Annotated in this window: 19 protein-coding genes; 11 read left to right on the plus strand and 8 right to left on the minus strand. The window is 39.2% G+C overall.

Annotated features, from left to right (window positions below):
* The first annotated feature begins 534 nt into the window (after positions 1-534).
* Positions 535-1,260, plus strand: coding sequence for a LytR/AlgR family response regulator transcription factor (locus tag ABEG20_RS09215; RefSeq protein ID WP_406827079.1), 726 nt, complete (start codon positions 535-537; stop codon positions 1,258-1,260).
* Positions 1,261-1,355: 95 nt separating this feature from the next.
* On the opposite strand, the gene ABEG20_RS09220 is transcribed toward ABEG20_RS09215, so the two are convergent.
* Entirely contained in the window at positions 1,356-1,535 is a 180-nt protein-coding gene (locus tag ABEG20_RS09220; RefSeq protein ID WP_057933955.1) for a histone H1, read from the minus strand.
* 398 nt (positions 1,536-1,933) lie between these two features.
* Between ABEG20_RS09220 and ABEG20_RS09225 the strand changes: the two genes are divergently transcribed.
* The 3 genes from ABEG20_RS09225 (at position 1,934) to map (ending at position 4,754) form a co-directional block, all read left to right on the plus strand.
* On the plus strand, positions 1,934-3,046 hold the full coding sequence (locus ABEG20_RS09225) for a helix-turn-helix domain-containing protein (protein WP_406827080.1): 1,113 nt from the start codon (positions 1,934-1,936) through the stop codon (positions 3,044-3,046).
* Between the two features lie 176 nt (positions 3,047-3,222).
* Positions 3,223-3,834: a Crp/Fnr family transcriptional regulator gene (locus tag ABEG20_RS09230; RefSeq protein WP_406827082.1), complete on the plus strand. Its 612-nt coding sequence runs from the start codon at positions 3,223-3,225 to the stop codon at positions 3,832-3,834.
* Positions 3,835-3,947: 113 nt separating this feature from the next.
* Positions 3,948-4,754, plus strand: a complete 807-nt coding sequence (gene map, locus ABEG20_RS09235; protein WP_406827083.1) for a type I methionyl aminopeptidase — start codon at positions 3,948-3,950, stop codon at positions 4,752-4,754.
* Between the two features lie 75 nt (positions 4,755-4,829).
* Here the strand turns inward: map and ABEG20_RS09240 are convergent, their stop codons facing one another.
* Positions 4,830-5,954, minus strand: a complete 1,125-nt coding sequence (locus ABEG20_RS09240; protein WP_406827084.1) for an AI-2E family transporter — start codon at positions 5,952-5,954, stop codon at positions 4,830-4,832.
* A 223-nt stretch (positions 5,955-6,177) separates the two neighbouring features.
* On the opposite strand from ABEG20_RS09240, the gene mnmE reads away from it, so the two are divergent.
* Positions 6,178-7,536 (plus strand): tRNA uridine-5-carboxymethylaminomethyl(34) synthesis GTPase MnmE, encoded by a 1,359-nt coding sequence (gene mnmE, locus ABEG20_RS09245; RefSeq protein WP_406827085.1) that lies wholly within the window; start codon positions 6,178-6,180, stop codon positions 7,534-7,536.
* A 62-nt stretch (positions 7,537-7,598) separates the two neighbouring features.
* Here the strand turns inward: mnmE and ABEG20_RS09250 are convergent, their stop codons facing one another.
* Together ABEG20_RS09250 and ABEG20_RS09255 are read right to left on the minus strand one after the other, a co-directional pair.
* Positions 7,599-8,315: a hypothetical protein gene (locus tag ABEG20_RS09250; protein ID WP_406827086.1), complete on the minus strand. Its 717-nt coding sequence runs from the start codon at positions 8,313-8,315 to the stop codon at positions 7,599-7,601.
* A gap of 33 nt (positions 8,316-8,348) precedes the next feature.
* Complete coding sequence (locus ABEG20_RS09255; RefSeq protein WP_406827087.1) at positions 8,349-8,636, minus strand: DUF805 domain-containing protein; 288 nt, start codon at positions 8,634-8,636, stop codon at positions 8,349-8,351.
* A 376-nt stretch (positions 8,637-9,012) separates the two neighbouring features.
* Here ABEG20_RS09255 and ABEG20_RS09260 point away from each other — a divergent pair, with 376 nt between their 5' ends.
* Positions 9,013-10,257 carry a DUF2252 domain-containing protein gene (locus tag ABEG20_RS09260; protein ID WP_406827088.1) on the plus strand — a complete coding sequence of 415 codons (1,245 nt, stop codon included), beginning with the start codon at positions 9,013-9,015 and terminating at the stop codon, positions 10,255-10,257.
* A gap of 216 nt (positions 10,258-10,473) precedes the next feature.
* Positions 10,474-10,713: a hypothetical protein gene (locus ABEG20_RS09265; protein WP_406827089.1), complete on the plus strand. Its 240-nt coding sequence runs from the start codon at positions 10,474-10,476 to the stop codon at positions 10,711-10,713.
* A 235-nt stretch (positions 10,714-10,948) separates the two neighbouring features.
* Here ABEG20_RS09265 and ABEG20_RS09270 read toward each other — a convergent pair whose 3' ends face one another.
* Complete coding sequence (locus ABEG20_RS09270; protein ID WP_406827090.1) at positions 10,949-11,779, minus strand: M12 family metallopeptidase; 831 nt, start codon at positions 11,777-11,779, stop codon at positions 10,949-10,951.
* Between the two features lie 297 nt (positions 11,780-12,076).
* Positions 12,077-12,532, minus strand: coding sequence for a PA2169 family four-helix-bundle protein (locus ABEG20_RS09275; RefSeq protein ID WP_406827091.1), 456 nt, complete (start codon positions 12,530-12,532; stop codon positions 12,077-12,079).
* Between the two features lie 300 nt (positions 12,533-12,832).
* On the opposite strand from ABEG20_RS09275, the gene ABEG20_RS09280 reads away from it, so the two are divergent.
* The 3 genes from ABEG20_RS09280 (at position 12,833) to infC (ending at position 14,967) form a co-directional block, all read left to right on the plus strand.
* Positions 12,833-13,729, plus strand: a complete 897-nt coding sequence (locus tag ABEG20_RS09280; protein WP_406827092.1) for an SDR family oxidoreductase — start codon at positions 12,833-12,835, stop codon at positions 13,727-13,729.
* Positions 13,730-13,907: 178 nt separating this feature from the next.
* On the plus strand, positions 13,908-14,201 hold the full coding sequence (locus ABEG20_RS09285; protein WP_406827093.1) for a hypothetical protein: 294 nt from the start codon (positions 13,908-13,910) through the stop codon (positions 14,199-14,201).
* Positions 14,202-14,397: 196 nt separating this feature from the next.
* Positions 14,398-14,967 (plus strand): translation initiation factor IF-3, encoded by a 570-nt coding sequence (infC, locus tag ABEG20_RS09290; RefSeq protein WP_406827094.1) that lies wholly within the window; start codon positions 14,398-14,400, stop codon positions 14,965-14,967.
* Between the two features lie 350 nt (positions 14,968-15,317).
* On the opposite strand, the gene ABEG20_RS09295 is transcribed toward infC, so the two are convergent.
* Positions 15,318-16,151 carry an alpha/beta fold hydrolase gene (locus ABEG20_RS09295; RefSeq protein WP_406827095.1) on the minus strand — a complete coding sequence of 278 codons (834 nt, stop codon included), beginning with the start codon at positions 16,149-16,151 and terminating at the stop codon, positions 15,318-15,320.
* 417 nt (positions 16,152-16,568) lie between these two features.
* Between ABEG20_RS09295 and ABEG20_RS09300 the strand changes: the two genes are divergently transcribed.
* On the plus strand, positions 16,569-17,663 hold the full coding sequence (locus ABEG20_RS09300) for an OmpA family protein (RefSeq protein ID WP_406827096.1): 1,095 nt from the start codon (positions 16,569-16,571) through the stop codon (positions 17,661-17,663).
* A gap of 90 nt (positions 17,664-17,753) precedes the next feature.
* Here the strand turns inward: ABEG20_RS09300 and ABEG20_RS09305 are convergent, their stop codons facing one another.
* The gene (locus tag ABEG20_RS09305) at positions 17,754-18,377 is read right to left on the minus strand and encodes a class I SAM-dependent methyltransferase (protein WP_406827097.1); all 624 of its coding nucleotides are present in this window, start codon (positions 18,375-18,377) and stop codon (positions 17,754-17,756) included.
* Positions 18,378-18,585: the final 208 nt, after the last annotated feature.

The following is an 18,585-nucleotide window of genomic DNA, read 5'->3' on the forward strand; positions in this document are numbered from 1 at the left end:
TAAAAAAGGAGCGCTAATTTAGATAGGAAAGAGAGATAATTTAGATACTATGTTTTTGTAGGTAGATGTTATTTTATATCGATGAATATGATTCGCATTAATATCCGTGTATTCTCTGGATTGTATACCAATATCGGATTCTATTTCCATTTTTAGCATATCCTTACACAGATCGGCTTGTTTCCGTTACAGATCGGTTCAAAAGTTAATCAAATTTCTTTATCCGATGACTACAATATGAGCAATCTTCTCTCCCGGCTATCTATGCCAGGAAGTAAAATCAGGATTCTGATCTGCAAAACGGAGGACAAATCCTTTCAGATTATGGATAAAATCATCGTCTTACCGGTGCCTTGACCAATGAACCCAAAATTTTATCAGATTACATCATTTAATTTGCCCTACATCAACGAGAAAGGTCTTTTCGTCATTTCAAATAAGCTTGTGCAAAGGAAAATTAAGGCAAAACATGATAATTATTCTATTTTCATTGCGAAAAGGTGTAAATTCGTTATGTACAAAGAAGATTAACAAATGATTAGGTGTATAGCCATTGATGACCAGCAAAACTCGATCTCGGGTCTTGAAAAATACATATCAGATACCCCGAATATGGAACTCTTAGCTAGTTACACCGATCCGATGGCGGCTTTAAACGAACTGAAAAATATTGATCTGGTAGATGTAATATTTATGGATATTCAAATGCCACAGCTTTCGGGTATTGACCTTTCTAAAGCAATCCGATCCAAAACCCGCAAACTGATATTTACCACCTCGCACGAGGAATATGCCTTTGAAGCTTTCGAAGCAGATGCAGATGCTTATTTACTTAAACCTTATGGTTATGCTAAATTTGCCTTCACGCTTAACCGGGTTTTTGGGGATGAGATTGAGGATACTGAGGAGGAGGCTTACTTCTTTGTGAAAAATAAATCCGAAGCACACAAAGCTGTTTTGGTACGATATGCAGACATCATCGCTTTTGAAAGTTTTCACAATTACATCAAAATCCATACAAAAGAGAAAGTAATTATTGCCTATTTAAGTCTGAAAGATGTTAAAGAACAACTGAACATAGAAAAAGGCTTTATCCAACTGCACAGAGGTTATATTATTTCCATCAATCATATTTTACATGTTGAAGGCACTAGGGTAACACTTTCTAACGACACCAGCTTTACCGTGGGCGATCTTTATTATAATGATTTTCGCGACTTTTTTACCGATAAACTGGTTACCAGCAAACGCAATAAATAATCGTAACCGATAGTTAAAGCAAAAGACTAAAATCTGCATATAAACAGAAAGCCCATCTAAATCTAGATGGGCTTTCTGTTTAAAGCGAAAACAAATTATTTTGCGCTATTTTTTTTATCAGTTACTTCAGCTCTAATTTCCTGCGCTAAAACTTTTAAGTCTTGCATGGCTTTACGTACACGTGTACCTGCTGCAGCATTACCACCATCATAAAATTTAGTTACGTCTGCTTCAACAGAAGAGATTAGATCTTGCACTTTTTTAAATTTGTCCATAATTTTTCTTTTATAGGGATGGTAAACATCCGTTAATTAAATAATATTCCTTTCCGCTAACAATAAACGGGCCGCAAAACTATTGCTTTTTATAAATTAAACAAACGTTTATGCCAAATCATTATTGCAAATAATATAAAAAAGCAATAAAAACATAAGGGCCGATCGGCAATATACGCCATATTAATTAAATTCCTCTTCATTTTCAACATTTTAAGCGTGGCGCATTTCACCACTTAAAAAAAATAAAATCAGGGAAATTAATATTGCAAATATGTCTTATCTTGGTTGGAAATATGCAGTCTTTAAACCTTCTCATTAGTACAACTTGTTTATTTTTGCTTTTATTCTCCATGCATCTTTTTTTCGCGAAAAGAGGGAATAAACTGTTAAACATATTGCTTTCAGTTATATTTTTTGCACGATTTGGACAGATTATTACTTCGCTGCTCTTTAAAGCCGGCGAGCCTCATGCTTTAGCCTTTTTTCATCAGACTTTTACTCCTTTTTATTATGCGGCCCCCGCCTGCTTTTATTTATACATTACAGGTTTTCTTCAGGATCGTAAACATTTACAAAAAATAGAATGGCTTCATTTTGTGCCAACCTTACTGGCCATTATCCACGTAATCCCCTGGCATTTACCTGTTACAAACGATTGGAATTTAGTGGGTACCCAATTAGCCCAAAACGGTTACTTTTCATTAAAAGCAAAAACAGGCCTTTTTCCGCCATATTTCCATTACATCGGTAGGCCACTGCTGGTACTGGGCTATCTATGTGCCACGTGGATTACGGTCATGCGCCTCAAGAATAAACCGCAACAGCTACTGGAAAGTGAAGGAAGAAAATGGATTATCTTTTTTCTTCGGGTTGCAACTTTTTTCCAGCTGTTGGGTTTGGTACCCATTATTTTAAGATTTTTACATATCCCATATGTTAATACTTATTTTATTGTAATGAACTGCCTGGCTCTGCTGCTTGTTTTATTGTATACGCTCCATAAACCGTATATTTTTTATGGCTACTTGCTGGTGGCGGTAGATTGGACTAAAAAACCAACCAGCAAGCAAACAACAGGTATTGACCCTGGTCTGATCTCCTTAAAGACAGAAAATCAAACACGGACTCCAATAACAGCAAAAAAAATCAAGTTTTTAGATGCGCAGCTAGCTGGTTATGCCTTTGCCATGAAGGAAATAATGGAACGTGAACAGCTTTATCTTGTTCACGACTTTCAGATTATCGATCTTGCCGCAAAACTTAACCTCCCCATCCACCACTGTTCTTTCGTGATCAACAAGCAGATTGGTAAAAATTTCCGCGATTGGATAAACGGTTACCGGATTGATTACTTTTTGAAACAATATCCCCTAAAATCAGATAAAATAACCATCGAAGCCATTGCTTCAGAAGCTGGCTTTAAAAGCCAGGCCACATTTTATAATGCCTTTAAAAAAGAAACAGGTTTAATGCCAACAGCCTATTTCGCACATGAATTAAGCCATTAAACGGCTGTAAAACAATTTTTAAGTCTAACTATCGTATCGTTAGAGAGTACAGATGCCCTTTTCTTCAGTGTGAAATAAAAAACCAGATACCTTTGGTTTCAGATCATTTATGCATACGTAGTTTCAGATGAGTATGCCACAGATCTTTTTTACAGCAATCAAAACAGGGTTGAGTTATGCACTACAAAACATCATTTTTAAGTCCGCTTTTCGATTATCTTGAGCAATTCTATCCTTTATCTGAAGCGCTAAAGGCGGAACTTGAAAAATCCTGTAAGCTCATCTATATCAAAAAAAACAAACATATTCTTTCTCCAATAGATACGAATGTTTCTTTATATTTTTTAGTTAGCGGGCTTGTACGTGGCTTTGTACGCGATGGTAAAAATGATATCAGCACCTGGTTTAGCACTGGAAAAGAAATTATTGGCGCCATACGTCACCCCCATCTGCAACCCAGCCATTCTGTTGAGTATCTTCAGGCCCTCGAAGAATGCCAGCTGATCTGCATTCCCTACACCCTGATGGATTTAATGTATACCAACTATCCCGAGTCCAACCTAATCGGCAGAAAGCTACTGGCACTTCAGCATTATGCTGCATCAGAAAGAGCTATCCTTGCACGCATACCAAAAGCCACAGACAGATACCGTAAACTTCAGGCAAGCGGTTTGGACATCAGTAGAATACCGCAACGTTATCTGGCCAGTTATCTTGGCATGCGCTTAGAAACCCTGAGCAGAATCAGACATAAAGTTTTAACCCCCGATTACCGGCTGTGTTCTTAATGAAAAGCAAATATTGAGTATTTAACAAGTTTATTATCATATGAATTAATGATTTTACATCACATTCTTTTGGTATTTTCTCCGTTTGCGCTTCTTTTGTTAAATTTGTGGCAATGATTTTATATAAAACCAACGAAGAAGTAGAACTGATGCAGATTAGTGCGCTACTGGTGAGCGATACCCTTGCAGAAGTAGCTAAAATATTAAAGCCAGGTATTACTACCCTCCAGATTGATAAAGTAGCTAACGAATTTATATTGGATAATGGTGCCGTACCTTCCTTTTACAACTACAATGGCTTTCCTTTTCATATTATTACCTCGGTAAACGATGTAGTTGTACACGGCTTTCCAACCAAAGATGAATTGAAAGATGGCGACATTATCTCAGTAGACGTTGGTACCATTAAAAATGGCTTTCATGGCGATCATGCTTATACCTTCATCATAGGCGAAGTATCGGCAGCGGTATTAAACCTGGTCAAAACAACTAAAGAATCACTTTTTCTTGGAATTAAGGAAGCTGTTGTGGGCAAGCGAATCGGCGATATTGGTGCAGCCATCCAAAGTCATAACGAAAAACAGGGTTATGGAGTAGTGAGAGACCTTGTAGGCCATGGTTTGGGTAAAGAGATGCATGAAGATCCTCAGGTGCCTAATTATGGCAGGAAAGGCACTGGTTTACTTTTAAAAGAAAATCTGGTGATGGCCATTGAACCTATGATCAATATGGGTAAAAAAGATGTTTTCCTGGATGAGGACGGCTGGACCATCAGAACTGCAGATGGTAGCCCATCTGTACATTTTGAACATGACGTATGTGTAAAAAAGGGCGAAGCACTTATCCTTTCTGATTATGCTCCCATTGAAGCTGCAGAAAAGCAGAACAGCAATCTCAATACTTCTTATTATTCAATATAATGCAAAACGCAAGGAAATCTGATAAAATCAGGTTCCTTGCGTTTATGCTTCTATATCTTTTCTACAATTAAAAAACTAACCTTTTTCAGTTCCTGATTTGGTAGCCACTGGCCTTTTTCGCCTAAAAACAGGGAAAGTCATCGGACTTCTGGCCGGGCGTTCATCACCAAGCAACACACCCCATTGTTTAAAAGATTCTGTACGATCGAAGATAACTTTAAGCACAGCTACAATAGGCAATGCCAGGAACATTCCCGAGATCCCCGCTATGCTACCGCCGATAAATACACCGAGGATGGCAAATAAGGCGTTTATTTTCACCTTAGAACCTACAATACGTGGCATTAGTATATTATTATCCAAAAACTGAACAAAAGCAATTACCCCTAAAACCGTAAGCACCGGCCATAACTCCTGCGATGAAGTCAGTGTTAGCAACACCCCGATCACATTACCGATCAATGCGCCAACATAAGGGATCAGGTTTAATATGGCAAAGATTACCCCAATTAATAAGGCATGTTTTATCCCAATCAACATCAATATCCCACCCAATAAAATGGTCATGTAGGTGATCTGAATCAACAATCCGATCAAATAGCTTTTAATGATCGATTCGGTTTCATAAATGGCTTCTTTAACTTTCGGATGGTCGTCTGCTTTAAACCACATAAAGATAAAGCGCAGTATGATATCTTTATAGAAAAGCATCAGGTAAATATAGATGGGCAACAGGCCAATAAATACAAAAATACCACTTAAGGTAAGTGCTGCACCGCCAGCCATTGATGTTCCCATGTTCATTAAATCATCACTTTTGGCCTGAATAAAGGCTTTTTGCTGTTTATCGTTATAATGGGTAATGCGACTGATCCAGTCGCTCAGCGAATTGATATGCTGTGTTACATTGGCTTTTATCTGCGGAAAATCTTTAACCAAAATCCCAATCTGGTTGGAGAAAAACCAAATAATCAAAGCCACAAACAGGGCTACTAATAAAATGGGTAAAATAATGGCTAATGATTCGGGTACTTTTTTTCTTTTTAAAAAACGGTATAAGGGCAGTAGCATAATGCTGATAAAAAAAGCCATCAATATTGGCATGATGATATCTCGTCCGATAACCATTACAGCGGCAAGGGCTATCAGTCCCAATAATTCTATCGATCGTTTTACGGTCAGGGGTAAATTGTTCATCATATAAGCTTATTCTGATTTGAGATTTAAACATAAGGCGGGGTTAAAATGTTTTGAAATAATTGCTTTGCGTGTGGTATTTGGCGTTTGGTGGCAAGAATCAGTTTAGAGTTGGGAGACAATTAATCGATTAAACAATTACCCAATTAATACTAATTAAAAAAATTACTTGTCTAACACCATATCCCCATAGATTAGCCTTATTTTTGCAGCTTTAATAACACACATGAACAATCAAGATACCATTATTGCTTTATCTACTCCTTCAGGTTCTGGTGCCATTGGCGTAATCCGTTTGTCTGGCCCGGAGGCTATTTCACTCACCAATGCCGTATTTGCCGGGAAAGATTTAGAAAAGCAAGCCTCACATACCTTACATTTTGGTCTGGTTAAAGATGGCGATCATATTGTGGATGAAGTGGTAGCGGGTTTATTTGTTGCCCCAAAATCGTATACAAAAGAGAATGTGGTCGAAATTTCCTGCCATGGTTCTAATTATATTATTCAACAGATTATTAACCTGTTAATCAGCAAAGGTGCACGGGCGGCCAAACCTGGTGAATTTACTTTGCGTGCCTTTTTAAACGGTGCTTTCGATCTGAGTCAGGCCGAAGCTGTAGCCGATTTAATTGCCTCCAACTCCAAGGCTTCGCATGATGTGGCCATGCAGCAGATGCGCGGTGGTTTTGCCAACGAATTAAAGGGCTTACGCGAACAGTTGATCCATTTTGCTTCCATGATTGAACTCGAGCTCGATTTTGCAGAAGAAGATGTAGAGTTTGCCAACCGCGAGCAGCTAAAAAACCTGGTAAATAAAATCAATTACGTTTTACAACGCCTTATTTCCTCTTTCGAAATGGGGAATGTGATTAAAAATGGCGTGCCTATTGTAATTGCCGGTAAACCTAATGTAGGCAAATCTACCTTATTAAATGCGCTGCTGAACGAAGAACGCGCCATCGTTTCGGATATTGCCGGCACTACACGCGATACCATTGAAGATGAACTGACCATAGGTGGCATTGTTTTCCGTTTTATTGATACGGCAGGAATCCGCGATACGGCCGATATCATCGAAGCCTTAGGCGTAGAACGCACGTTAGAAAAAATGAAACAGGCCAAACTGATCATTTACATGGCCGATGCTGCTCAAAGCATTACAGAAATTGAAGAGCAGATCAGCGGTCTGGCAAAATTGGGCATCCCCTATTTAATTTTAGTCAACAAAGCCGAACTCCTTAACGATGAACAGCGCAAAGCTTTCGAAGCCTTGAACGTCGTTTTTATTTCAGCCAAAGAGAAACAGGGTATAGAGGAATTAAAAACCACTTTGCTGGAGCAGGTTAACCTGCACCATATCAATACCGGCGAAACTTTGGTTACCAATATCCGCCATGTAGAGGCTTTAAAGCAAACCGAACATGCGTTGCAAAGGGTTTTAGCCAATGTAGATAATCCGGTAACCTCTGATTTTTTAGCCATGGATATTAAACAGGCACTGCATTATCTGGGTGAGATTACCGGTACCGTAACGACCGATGATCTGTTGGAGAATATTTTTACGAAGTTCTGTATCGGAAAGTAATCATCAAATACTACCCATAAGCAACTCAAAAACAACTAAATAGAGTTCAAAGATAAAACAAATTAAGGTCTGAAGTCAGCCTCACTTACATCTGAATTAATCTTCAGTTCAACAACAGTCAGGGTTTGTAAACTGTCTTTATCACCGATTTTCATCTCGGATGCAAAGGTTAGTCCTGAATATTTTTTATAACCCACATAAAGTGTTGTAGCAAAACTATTTTTATTTATGTCCTCTATCTTATCATCCCGCATAAGCAACTTGCTTTCTTTATCAAAATACAAAAGCTCTACCAGCCCGCTTTTGCGCTTTGCCCTAATCTTATAGCAGTCCTTTTCTCCCACCTTCTCTTCACCCGCAAATTCGAGTGTCCATAGTTCGGGCATGATCCAATCGAGTTCATTAAAAATGTTTGTTCTATCGAACTTGTCCTTGAATTCAGCCAGATCTGCTTTCTTAACCTCGCCATCAACGGTTTCAAAAGCTGTTTTCCCGTCGAACCAATTTTGAAATACGGTTCTGCCTTTGTATACAATCTTAAAACTCCCCTTATTTGGCAACATCTCTTTTGTGATGTAATTTACCTCCCTACCTTCCATTTCTGTTTTCATATTACTGTACAAAGTTGTAATACCACGTAGAAAAGTTTCACCACCCCTAGCCTCTATACAGTTTTTAACAATACTTACAGGATCGGGTTTTGCGGTCTCCTGAGCCAGAAGAGCAGAGCTGACAAGGGTGAATAACAGTACAATGGAAATCGTTTTTGGAAACTTCATGTTTTTACGGGTTGAACGTTTTATTTTAAATGATTAAGTATGTCTACAGGAGTAAAAATTACCAGCCGAAAAAAACATCACCAGCGCAGAGAACGGTACTAACTTATACAAGCCTGATTTATCTAAATCATGACAGCGTTTTGCACCCCGAGAAATCACCGGATATATTGGTAATAACATGGTAATTTCAATCCAGCGGTCAACTGACTTATTTTTCTCAAAAATCAGCACAAAAAAGTAAACAATCGCATAAAAGATTTGGGTTAAGATAAATTCCGTACGGCGGATCCTGCCACAAACAGATAAGGGATCTTTGAACATTGGAGAGGCTGTTATTTAGTTGCCTGTTAATTTTGATCAAAGTAAAGATTATTAAAATAGATGTCAAACATTTTTATAAAAAAAGAAATCATGCAAACTGGCGGTTTAAAGTTATTGATCACAAAAAACTGGATGGCAATTACTAAGAGGCTAATAAAACTAGGTTGCTTCTACAGATAACAAATGAAGTTAAAACCAAAAAAATATATTGCTGGATATCAAATATCTATACACAACCCAAAACCATTAGGCCCATCAGGTTGTACTAGCTATAATTTAAGTTTCTGCAAAGGCAATTTTCAAGAAAAAACCTGATCAATAAAAAACTGGTCAAAAATTCATTAAATCTAACTCATTTCTTTCCATAAATCAACATATGTCAGCACGTTCCGATAAAATAAAAGCATTCAATAAAAATCGACTGCCATCAATCATCAGGCTTAAATATAGTGCAATGCTGGAAAATGCATTCAGGTTCTACCGTGGCACCTGTCATCTTTTCTATGAAAGGATCGCTTCACTGAAAACAATGCCTAAATCGCCTGTCGGATGGATCAGCGGCGACCTGCACCTGGAAAATTTCGGCAGTTATAAAGGTGATAACAAACTGGTGTATTTTGATCTCAATGATTTCGATGAAGCTGTAAAGGCACCAGTGCTTTGGGAAGTGGTGCGTTTGGTGACCAGTATCTTTATCGCTTTTCAAACCCTGGAAATTGATGGAGAACAGGCCATGAATATGGCAGCGCTATTCCTGAAAAGTTATGGAACAACCCTGATCGGTGGAAAAGCTATGGACCTGGATCCAAGAACATCCAAAGGCATCACGGGTGATTTTTTAAGACGTGCGGAAAGGAGTTCTGCAGATGAGCTATTACAGAAAAGGACGTTAAAAAAAGGACGAAAGCTGCAGCTTGACACCAGTGATGAGCGGCACTTCAAACTGAAAAAAGAATTAAAAGCCGAACTGATCAGACATATGGAAAGTTGGCTGTCTCAAAACAGCGATAGCCCATATAATTACCACGTACAAGATGTAGTCTACCGCCTTGCAGGAACGGGAAGTCTGGGACAGAAACGATACCTGTTTCTGCTTAAGAGCATACGTAAAAAAGACCGCTACCTGCTCATCGACATGAAACAGGCTTATCCATCTTCTATATCACCCTATTTGGATATTCCACAACCCAATTGGGAAAATGAGGCCGAGCGGATTGTTACGGTACAAAAACGCATGCAACATGTTTCAGCATCTCTGCTGTCTACGGCAACATTCAAAGGCGAGGATTACGTGGTTCAGGAATTGCAGCCTGTAAAGGACACCCTTAAGTTTAAACTCATAAAAGAAGAATACCGTAAACTTTATCAGGTAATTGATGATATGGGCATGCTTACTGCATCCTCGCAGCTGAGGAGTTCAGGAATGGACGGATCTGCCACAAAAGATGACCTCAAAGCTTTTGCCATTAAAGCGGGATGGCGGGAAAAAATCATAAGCATAGCCACCGAACAGGCAGCCCTGGTATGTGCTGATTATGGTGCCTTTCAGCAGGATTACAGAAACCGGGCCTATGAAAGCCACCCGACAGATCAGAAGAAAACTGAAAGCATACTGGATTAATCCCGGGAAGCAACATTTTTCAAGGCATCTCATGATGCCTGTAATTATTTATGACATTTAACAAAACTTATCGCTGAACAGGTTACATGAAACGGCTTGGCTGGATAGAATAGGTAACCCAAAGGAATAAGCAATTTTGAGTACGCACCAAACCAATCAGCTTAAAATTTGTATTACAATAGCGTCTGCACCAAATGCAGCCCAACAATTACTACTATGGAAAACTTAACATTATCCGAAAATGCGAAAGGGTTTATGGACTACGCCATAGACACGATTAATGCCATGGACGGTGCTCCAGAGCACAGTTTAGCACAAAAAGATGAAGTAATCGCCAGGATCAGTATGCTTAAAACCTTACTGGGCAAACTTGAGCAATCTTATCTTGATAATACCCCGGGCGATATGACCTCTCCTGTAGACCCCGAATATATTGCAGCTGCCGGACACAGCTAGACAATAAGATCAGATTCAAACCTGGTATTAAAGTGCTTTTAAAATGCTGATAAAACAGTTTTTTTTTCCAGGCACAATAAATATCATAAAATTACGCTTATACATACGAGAGCGTTAATTTAGATTAAACGGGAAACTATCTTAGGAGAGGTTCCCGTTTTTCATTTTTCCAGTAATTAATTAATGTCTGATACATCAAACATCGGTTTTTAGCAAATTAACCAAGAACCTAAAATTAAATACCATAAATAGTTTTCACCCAGCTGGCATCTTTGGTAGATGGGGATTTTGTACCGCTCCAGGAATTATCGATCCAGGTAGAACCATCCAATCGTGTGGTGGTCGGAAGACTACTATTTATCGCGCCATAACCATTGTATGATCCATACAGCATGATAGAACTGATATCAAATGTAGTCCCACCATAATTCATACCGGTAAGTTTATTGTATCCAGCTTGATCTGATGCATTTATATTATCCCATTTGACTAAAATGTAAGCGTCACGGTCTGCACGTAGCTGCTCATGGTGTAATCCGATGGCATGCCCCAACTCATGGACAACAATGCCTTTAGCTTCCGGATTTGAAAGGTTCATCGTGGCTCCGCTGACATAGCCTACCGTGCAATTGTTTACACTCCCAGGTTGGATAGTCAGGTAATAACCCGAAGTTACTGCTTCGAATATAATTCCAGATTTTGCTGTCCAGTCGGCCATTGCCGTTAATATTGTGTTTGTCTGTGCAGTGGTAAATCCAGCGGCAAACCGATATGAAACCTTATGGTTTGGCCACTTGTAAGCACCAGCCGGACCATGTCCTTCAGTTGTTACTTCAGGGAGTTTTGTGGTGATTTGTTCATCAGGAATAACCATATCGCCATTGAAGATGTTTTTACCGTTAATCCGCTCATAACTGATCAATGACCCTAAATAATAGCCCTGCCGCAATTCTACGGTATTTTTTTTCTCCGAAACATTTAGCGCATCATTATTCGCTTTTTTACATGCCTGAGATAGCAACAGCGATCCTGCTAAGGAAAGCATTAACAATTTTGTGTTTTTCATAATATTGATTTTGTAGTTTAAATACTAATTTAATGTATTTATTCATATTATAAAATTTAAAACGTTTTTTGCTCACTTCTGTATTTATGCTAACACATAACTTATTTGAAAGCATGTTGCAAAAGTTTAAAAAAACTTTCCATGAAGAAAAGTATAGCCTCGCTTACTGCTATTTTAGATTAAGAAAGTGAAAAGTAAATGCTGACGATTATACAGACCGAAGGTTGATGGTATGAGCGAAAAAAAAAGCCATCAATTTAATTTCGATGGCTTTTTACTTAAAAAAATATGAGTGACTTAAGCATGAGCATCTCTCAATGCTTTGATTGCATCATGGCTGGTATTAATACCTTCCTGTTGTTTTAACAATACCGTTCTGATATTTTCCCCAAGCTCATTTTCTGCTAGTGCATCACGGTATGCCTTTTTAATTGCATCTTCACCGCGCTCACATTCCGCGAGGATACTGTGTCTGTCATCGCCACCAAAAGTTGCTTTAATATCGATCCAGGCTCTGTGCAGGGTCCCTAAAATCGTATTTCCGTTATCGGGGGTCTCCGCATGTCTACCAACTAATCCAGCCAGTTCTATAACATTGTCGCGGCTGTCAGATGATAGTTTATCAAAAGTTGCCTTTAAATCAATGTTTTCGTCTTTTAGATCGGCTGCTGCTTTATCAAAACCATCTGCTCTATCATTGTTGATCTGAATGAGGTCATTTAAGATTTCAACTGTTTTTTCTGTATTTTCCATAGTTTAATGTAATTTCTAAATACAACATGGCGGGTATAAATATGTTTTGGTGAAATCAAATAAATCGTAATAGCCATAGCTATTGACCAAACATATGCTTAACCATGTACAATGAACGCTTACTGATCAGCTTTTTATGGCCATAAAAAAGTTCAAGCCGGAGATATGCCAATTTGATCTAATTGTCCTTTTAATTAAACAAAAGATAAAGAAGCCGTGTTGCATAAATGATAGGATAACTAAAAAAAGCTTACATTAATAGTTATCGGCAAATTCATTGACAAATTATACAACACAAAAATGTCTGAAAACGAAAAAAAAATTGATAGTCCATTAACGAAATATCCAAGGCCACCATTTGTAAAGCAACCGCAGCAGGTACCTGGACTGGCCTCAAAAATGGATCCGATTCCAGATCATGGAGAACATAGCTATAAAGGCTCTGGAAGATTAACAGGACGCAAGGCACTGATCACAGGTGGTGATTCCGGAATAGGAAGAGCGGTGGCTATAGCCTATGCACGCGAGGGTGCTGATGTAGTGATCAATTATCTTCCGCAGGAGCAATCTGATGCGGACGAAGTTTTAGCTTTGATCGCCGCAGCCGGAAGAAAGGGATTTGGTATTGCGGGAGATATCACCTCAGAAGATTTCTGCCGTCAACTTGTTGCGGAAGCTGCAGAAAAAATTGGCGGGATCGATATCCTGGTCAACAATGCAGGCCACCAGCAGGCCATTGAATCTTTGCTTGACATCACAACTGAAGATTTTGATACGACCATGAAAACTAACGTATATGCACCTTTCTGGATAACTAAAGCGGCACTGCCGTTGCTTGAAGAAGGTGCAGTCATTATCGCAACCAGTTCAGTGCAGGCATACGATCCGTCAGAAAATCTTTTTGACTATGCACAGACCAAAGCGGCAAACGTTGCCTACGTAAAATCACTTGCCAAACAGTTGGGGCCAAAAGGGATCAGGGTAAACGGAGTAGCACCAGGGCCCGTATGGACACCTTTGCAAACCAGTGGAGGTCAACCCCAAGATGCCATTGTAAAATTTGGCGAAGTTACCCCGCTTGGACGCCCGGGACAGCCTGCAGAACTTGCATCAATTTTTGTACAATTGGCAGATAGTCTTGCCAGCTATGCAACCGGGCAGATATATGGTGCCGCTGGCGGAAATGGTCATCCATAAAAATTTAATCTGGTGCCGGGGGGATGCATTCATCATCCGGCATCAGTTCATTCGGGTTTTGGTAAAGACCTATTACACCTTTTAGGGTGATTCGCAACCGGCATTTACCACAACTCCGATTCAAACACTTAAAAAATATTTTTTTTAAACTTTTTAGCTTTCTATTCGTCTTTTTTATATGATAGAAACACAGGAAACCTTAACTTTTACCACAATGCCCTTTATTAGCGGTATTTTAGCGCTGATTTTTGGGACATTTATTTTCATCTTCGCAATCCGGAGAAGAAACAAGCGGAGAAAACTAACCGGGATCAATGAATTTACCTGTACAGACAGGATGGTCAATACCAGGAGCACTGAAAAACTTTTGCAATTTTTGGCACTGGTACTGTTGATATCAGGTTTTATGCTCATCACCTATGAAGCGCTAAGAATTGAAGATAAGGTAACGAACGAAGTTACCACAAGCTAAATAAGGAATATAATTAGCGTATGGCTTTTCAAAACAGCTCACAGATGCATGATTACAGAAAAAAATAGCCGAAATGTACTTATAGCGTCATGATTTCGCGAGCTGCTAGGCTTTTTCCGCTAAAAAAGCTATATTACTATAATAGTCCGAATTAACCGCTCAAGGTAATAGAATTTTTCATTAAAACTTTTCAAATTTGGCATTAAAAAAAGCAGGATTTTACAGGGGCCCACGCTTGCCCTTCAGAAAAAAAGAAGCAGAACATAAAATAAATGAGTTTATAACCGCACCGGAGGTGCGCTTGACCGGTGAAAATGTTGAAACCAATATTTACCCACTCACAGAAGCACTCCAAATGGCTAAACAGCTGGATCTGGATCTGGTTGAAATCTCACCGAATGCCATCCCACCCGTTTGCCGGATTATCGACTACAGCAAATTTCTTTACGAACAGAAAAAGAAACAAAAGGAGATTAAAAGTAAGGCCAAACAGACCATTATCAAAGATATCCGTTTCGGCCCGAATACAGATGATCATGATTTTCAATTTAAACTTAAACACGCAGTTTCTTTTCTGGAAAGCGGTGAAAAGGTACGCGCCTATGTTCATTTCAAAGGCCGTTCTATAGTGTATAAAGACCAGGGCGAAATTCTACTGTTGAGATTTGCGCAAAGCCTGGAAGAGGTGGGCAAAGTTGAACTGTTGCCAAAATTAGAAGGCAAGAGAATGTTTTTAACCCTGGCCCCAAAAATGGGGAAAAAATAAAGCATGGCAATCAACTTCTTTCAAACTACCAATTTGCTTCCCCGTCATCAGCACATAAATGGAAATCAGAAGGCCATTTTATCGCTAAGCCATGACAAGGGGCTACAAATTTCTTGCTCCAGGTTCTAAACAAAGGGATAAAATATTAAGTGATATGTTTGTAACGGCCTCCATCAATTGACGGCTGGAAAGAATTGGATACAAACCATAAATCAGACTCTACCTTTAGGCAATACCCGGTTGATGATTTTATCGTAAACAGGTAGCGGAATATACCGCTACCATACTTTTTATTAACCAGTAAATTATTCTGGCAGAGCTATTTGGCTCTTACCTGATCTCCTGAATGATTACTTACGTATAAAATCAATCAGATCTGCATTCAATCGATCTTTTGCGGTAATGAAAAGGCCATGTGGCTCACCCTCATAAACAATATAGGTTGCATGAGGTAAAAGCCTTGCAGCCTGCTCTCCGGTTGCTTTGATTGGCACGGTCTGGTCTTCATCGCCATGAATAATAAGTACAGGTACGTTTAGCGACGATATTTCTGCCCTTAGGTCAGTCGAAGAAAATGCTGCTGCACAGCCAAGGGTCGATTTTAAAGTGGCCTGCATCGCAATGCTGAGATCGGTTGCCAATCTTTCACTGCTCACTGGTTTATTAAGCAATCCTTGCCCGTAAAATTGTTTAGTAAAAGTGCCCAAAAATCCGGGGCGGTCGTCAATAAGCCCAGCTGTGATCTCATCTATTTTCTCTTGCGGAACCCCATCCGGATTGTCGGGGGTTTGGAGCATAAAGGGCGCTATAGAGCTGATTAAAATTGCTTTCGAAACGCCTTTGCCACCATGTCTGCTGAAGTAGCGCACTACTTCCCCTCCGCCCATCGAAAACCCGGCCAGTACCGCATTTTCCAATGCAAGCTCATCAATGAGCGCCTTTAAATCATCTGCCAGCGTATCATAATCGTAACCCTCCAGCGGTTTGTCTGATTTACCAAAGCCACGCCTGTCATAACTGATTACCCTGAATCCTGCATCGGTTAGAGCAGTGGATTGATAATCCCACATCTGATGATCAAGCGGCCAGCCATGAATCAGTATTACCGGTATACCCTTACCCAGGTCCTGATAATGAAGGTTAATTTCTTCGCCATTTGCGGATGTTGTCTTTAAGAATTTCATAGGTTTATACTTTATTGATTTTTTCAGAATATAGATTTAGAACATCTGTCGGGAGGCAATGTTTTTAATTTTCGTTTCCAGAATCCTAAATTCATAAAACCAACGGTTGTTGCAGGCGATTTTAAAATGAATGGTGAGCGGTAAATTTTAACAGAAACCTGCTCCCCTGACAACAGTTAACGCAACGACCATTTCCTGAAGCAACAAATTTATGTACTTGATCAGTATTTCCGGGTATATATGCCGAGACAAATAGCATCAAGCTACTACTCGAACGCAAAAACTTATCGAATAAAGATGACTTAATTGCAGTATTTTTTTCTACTGGTATTTCAGTATTTTTCATTATTGAGGGAAAATACGGCTGTGAATTTGGAATGATGTCCAATTTTTACTGTTAAATTCGCTCAGGCATTTTTGGTTAAATCGAAAAGTCAAAATCCCGTTAAGCACCTAAAAGGCAGCTTTATGAATAGACGAATAGTTTTACCCGTAACTAAAATTCATACACGTATGAAAAAAATTGGATTTTTATTTGCATTTGCAACCATTGTTATTTCCTGTAAACAAAAGCCAAAAGAAAATGAAGCAAAAGCCGCTAAACAGGAAGAACCAGCAGTTGAGCAACAGGTAACACCGGACTCCACGCCGGATTTTAGTTTCGAAACAGTACCCTACACCAAGGCAGATCTCGGCGTATTTCCTTTTTTCACATTGCCTAAAGGGCTGACGGAAATGAACAAACCCCTGTTAAATGATTTTGACATATGCTTTTTCCCGGTGAACGGGATTATGAAAGGCTTTGAAGGCAAATTATACAAGGCTTACATAACTGGCCAGGAGGGAACCAAATTCTCTCAGCACTATTTTGAAAGTAGCATAGACAATTATCTTAAATCAATTGGAGCCGTCAAAATATTTACCGGAACCATTACCAATGAGGAATATCAGCGGTACAATAAGCAAGATCCGAACAAAGGTGGCGAGGGAGACATTGGTTATGATGGAGAGCAAATTAATGTTTATGCCATTCGAAGTAAAGATAAAGGGAATATCCTCGTGCAGTATTCAGCTACAAATGCTAGCGCCAAGCTGAATGTTTTACAACAACAAGCCTTAACCCAAACTATTAGTAAGATTACTGCTGACGTTATCATTAAAGATCTGGCCAACACCGGGAAGTCTATCCTATATATTAACTTCGATACTGATCAATCGACCATTACAACCAATGGTGAAGAAACTGTGACTCAAATTGCTGAAGCCTTAAATAAAGATGAAAGCCTTAAAATTAGCATCGAAGGTCATACTGATAATACCGGTGATGCCGCTCATAACAAAAAATTGTCGACCGACCGGGCAAATGCCGTGATGGCAGCGCTGATTAGACATCATATCGCAAAATCACGCCTGTCAGCCAAGGGTTTCGGTGCGGAACGTCCTTTGGTTGCCAATGATTCTGAAGAAAACAAAGCAAAAAACAGAAGGGTCGAATTGGTTAAAACAAACTAGCAGGCAGTACACGTTTGCCATAGATAATGGTAGATTCCAGTTTTTCATCAATAAGCCAAAATTATTTAGCTGATCACATATGCCAGCTTTTTAAAACGAATATGATTTCTGCACGCACCAAGTGGTCATGGCCCTTCTATTCTGTACGTTGGTCGTTTTGATCGGCTCGTGAAGTTGTCCACCAAGATTTTTGGTGAGTCTCAACAGCATTTCCTGGTTAACCAAAAACCGTTCCGATCCGTCCGGAAGAATATACCTGCCATTTCCGATAAAATGGACTAGTGACTCAATACCAATTTCTGAGGCCAGGCGACAGAAGAAATATCCACCTTTTTTAAGTACACGCCACATGGCGGTTAACATTGCCTCAAAATGTTCCTGGTTTTCTGCAAAATGGAGTACAGCAGAACTGATCACCAGATCAAAACTTTCATTTTCAAACGGTAACTGTTCTACAGGCGCTATGCTGAAGTTTTCTTCGGGATTAATGTTGGGAAAGGCACTTGCCAGAGTTTTAAGCTGCGCTATTGCTTCAGGATCTTGATCTACCCCATAAACCTGTACAGCACTTTTCAGAAAGTAAAGCAGGTTTCTTCCTGTTCCACATCCGGCATCCAAAACAGTTTTGCACTCATTATAGGTGCCTTTTAACAACTGGTCGAATAAATAAATATCAATGTTTCCGAAGGTTTCCTGTATCTGCTCGCTTTTCATCTCCAACAAATATAATTACAAATTGACAGGACGGGAAATAATCAGTAATTTTTAAAAATGCAGCAAAAAGCAAATTCAGTATTACTTTTAAGAAGAGTTTATTTTAAAATCTACAATTCACGATGTACAAAAATGGTGTTCTATTTGCGTTATTTAATATTGAAATGGTTTTAAAAGCACATGAAAGTTAACCTTAAGCTTTAATACC

This window comes from Pedobacter sp. KACC 23697 (assembly GCF_045348445.1).
GTDB lineage: Bacteria > Bacteroidota > Bacteroidia > Sphingobacteriales > Sphingobacteriaceae > Pedobacter.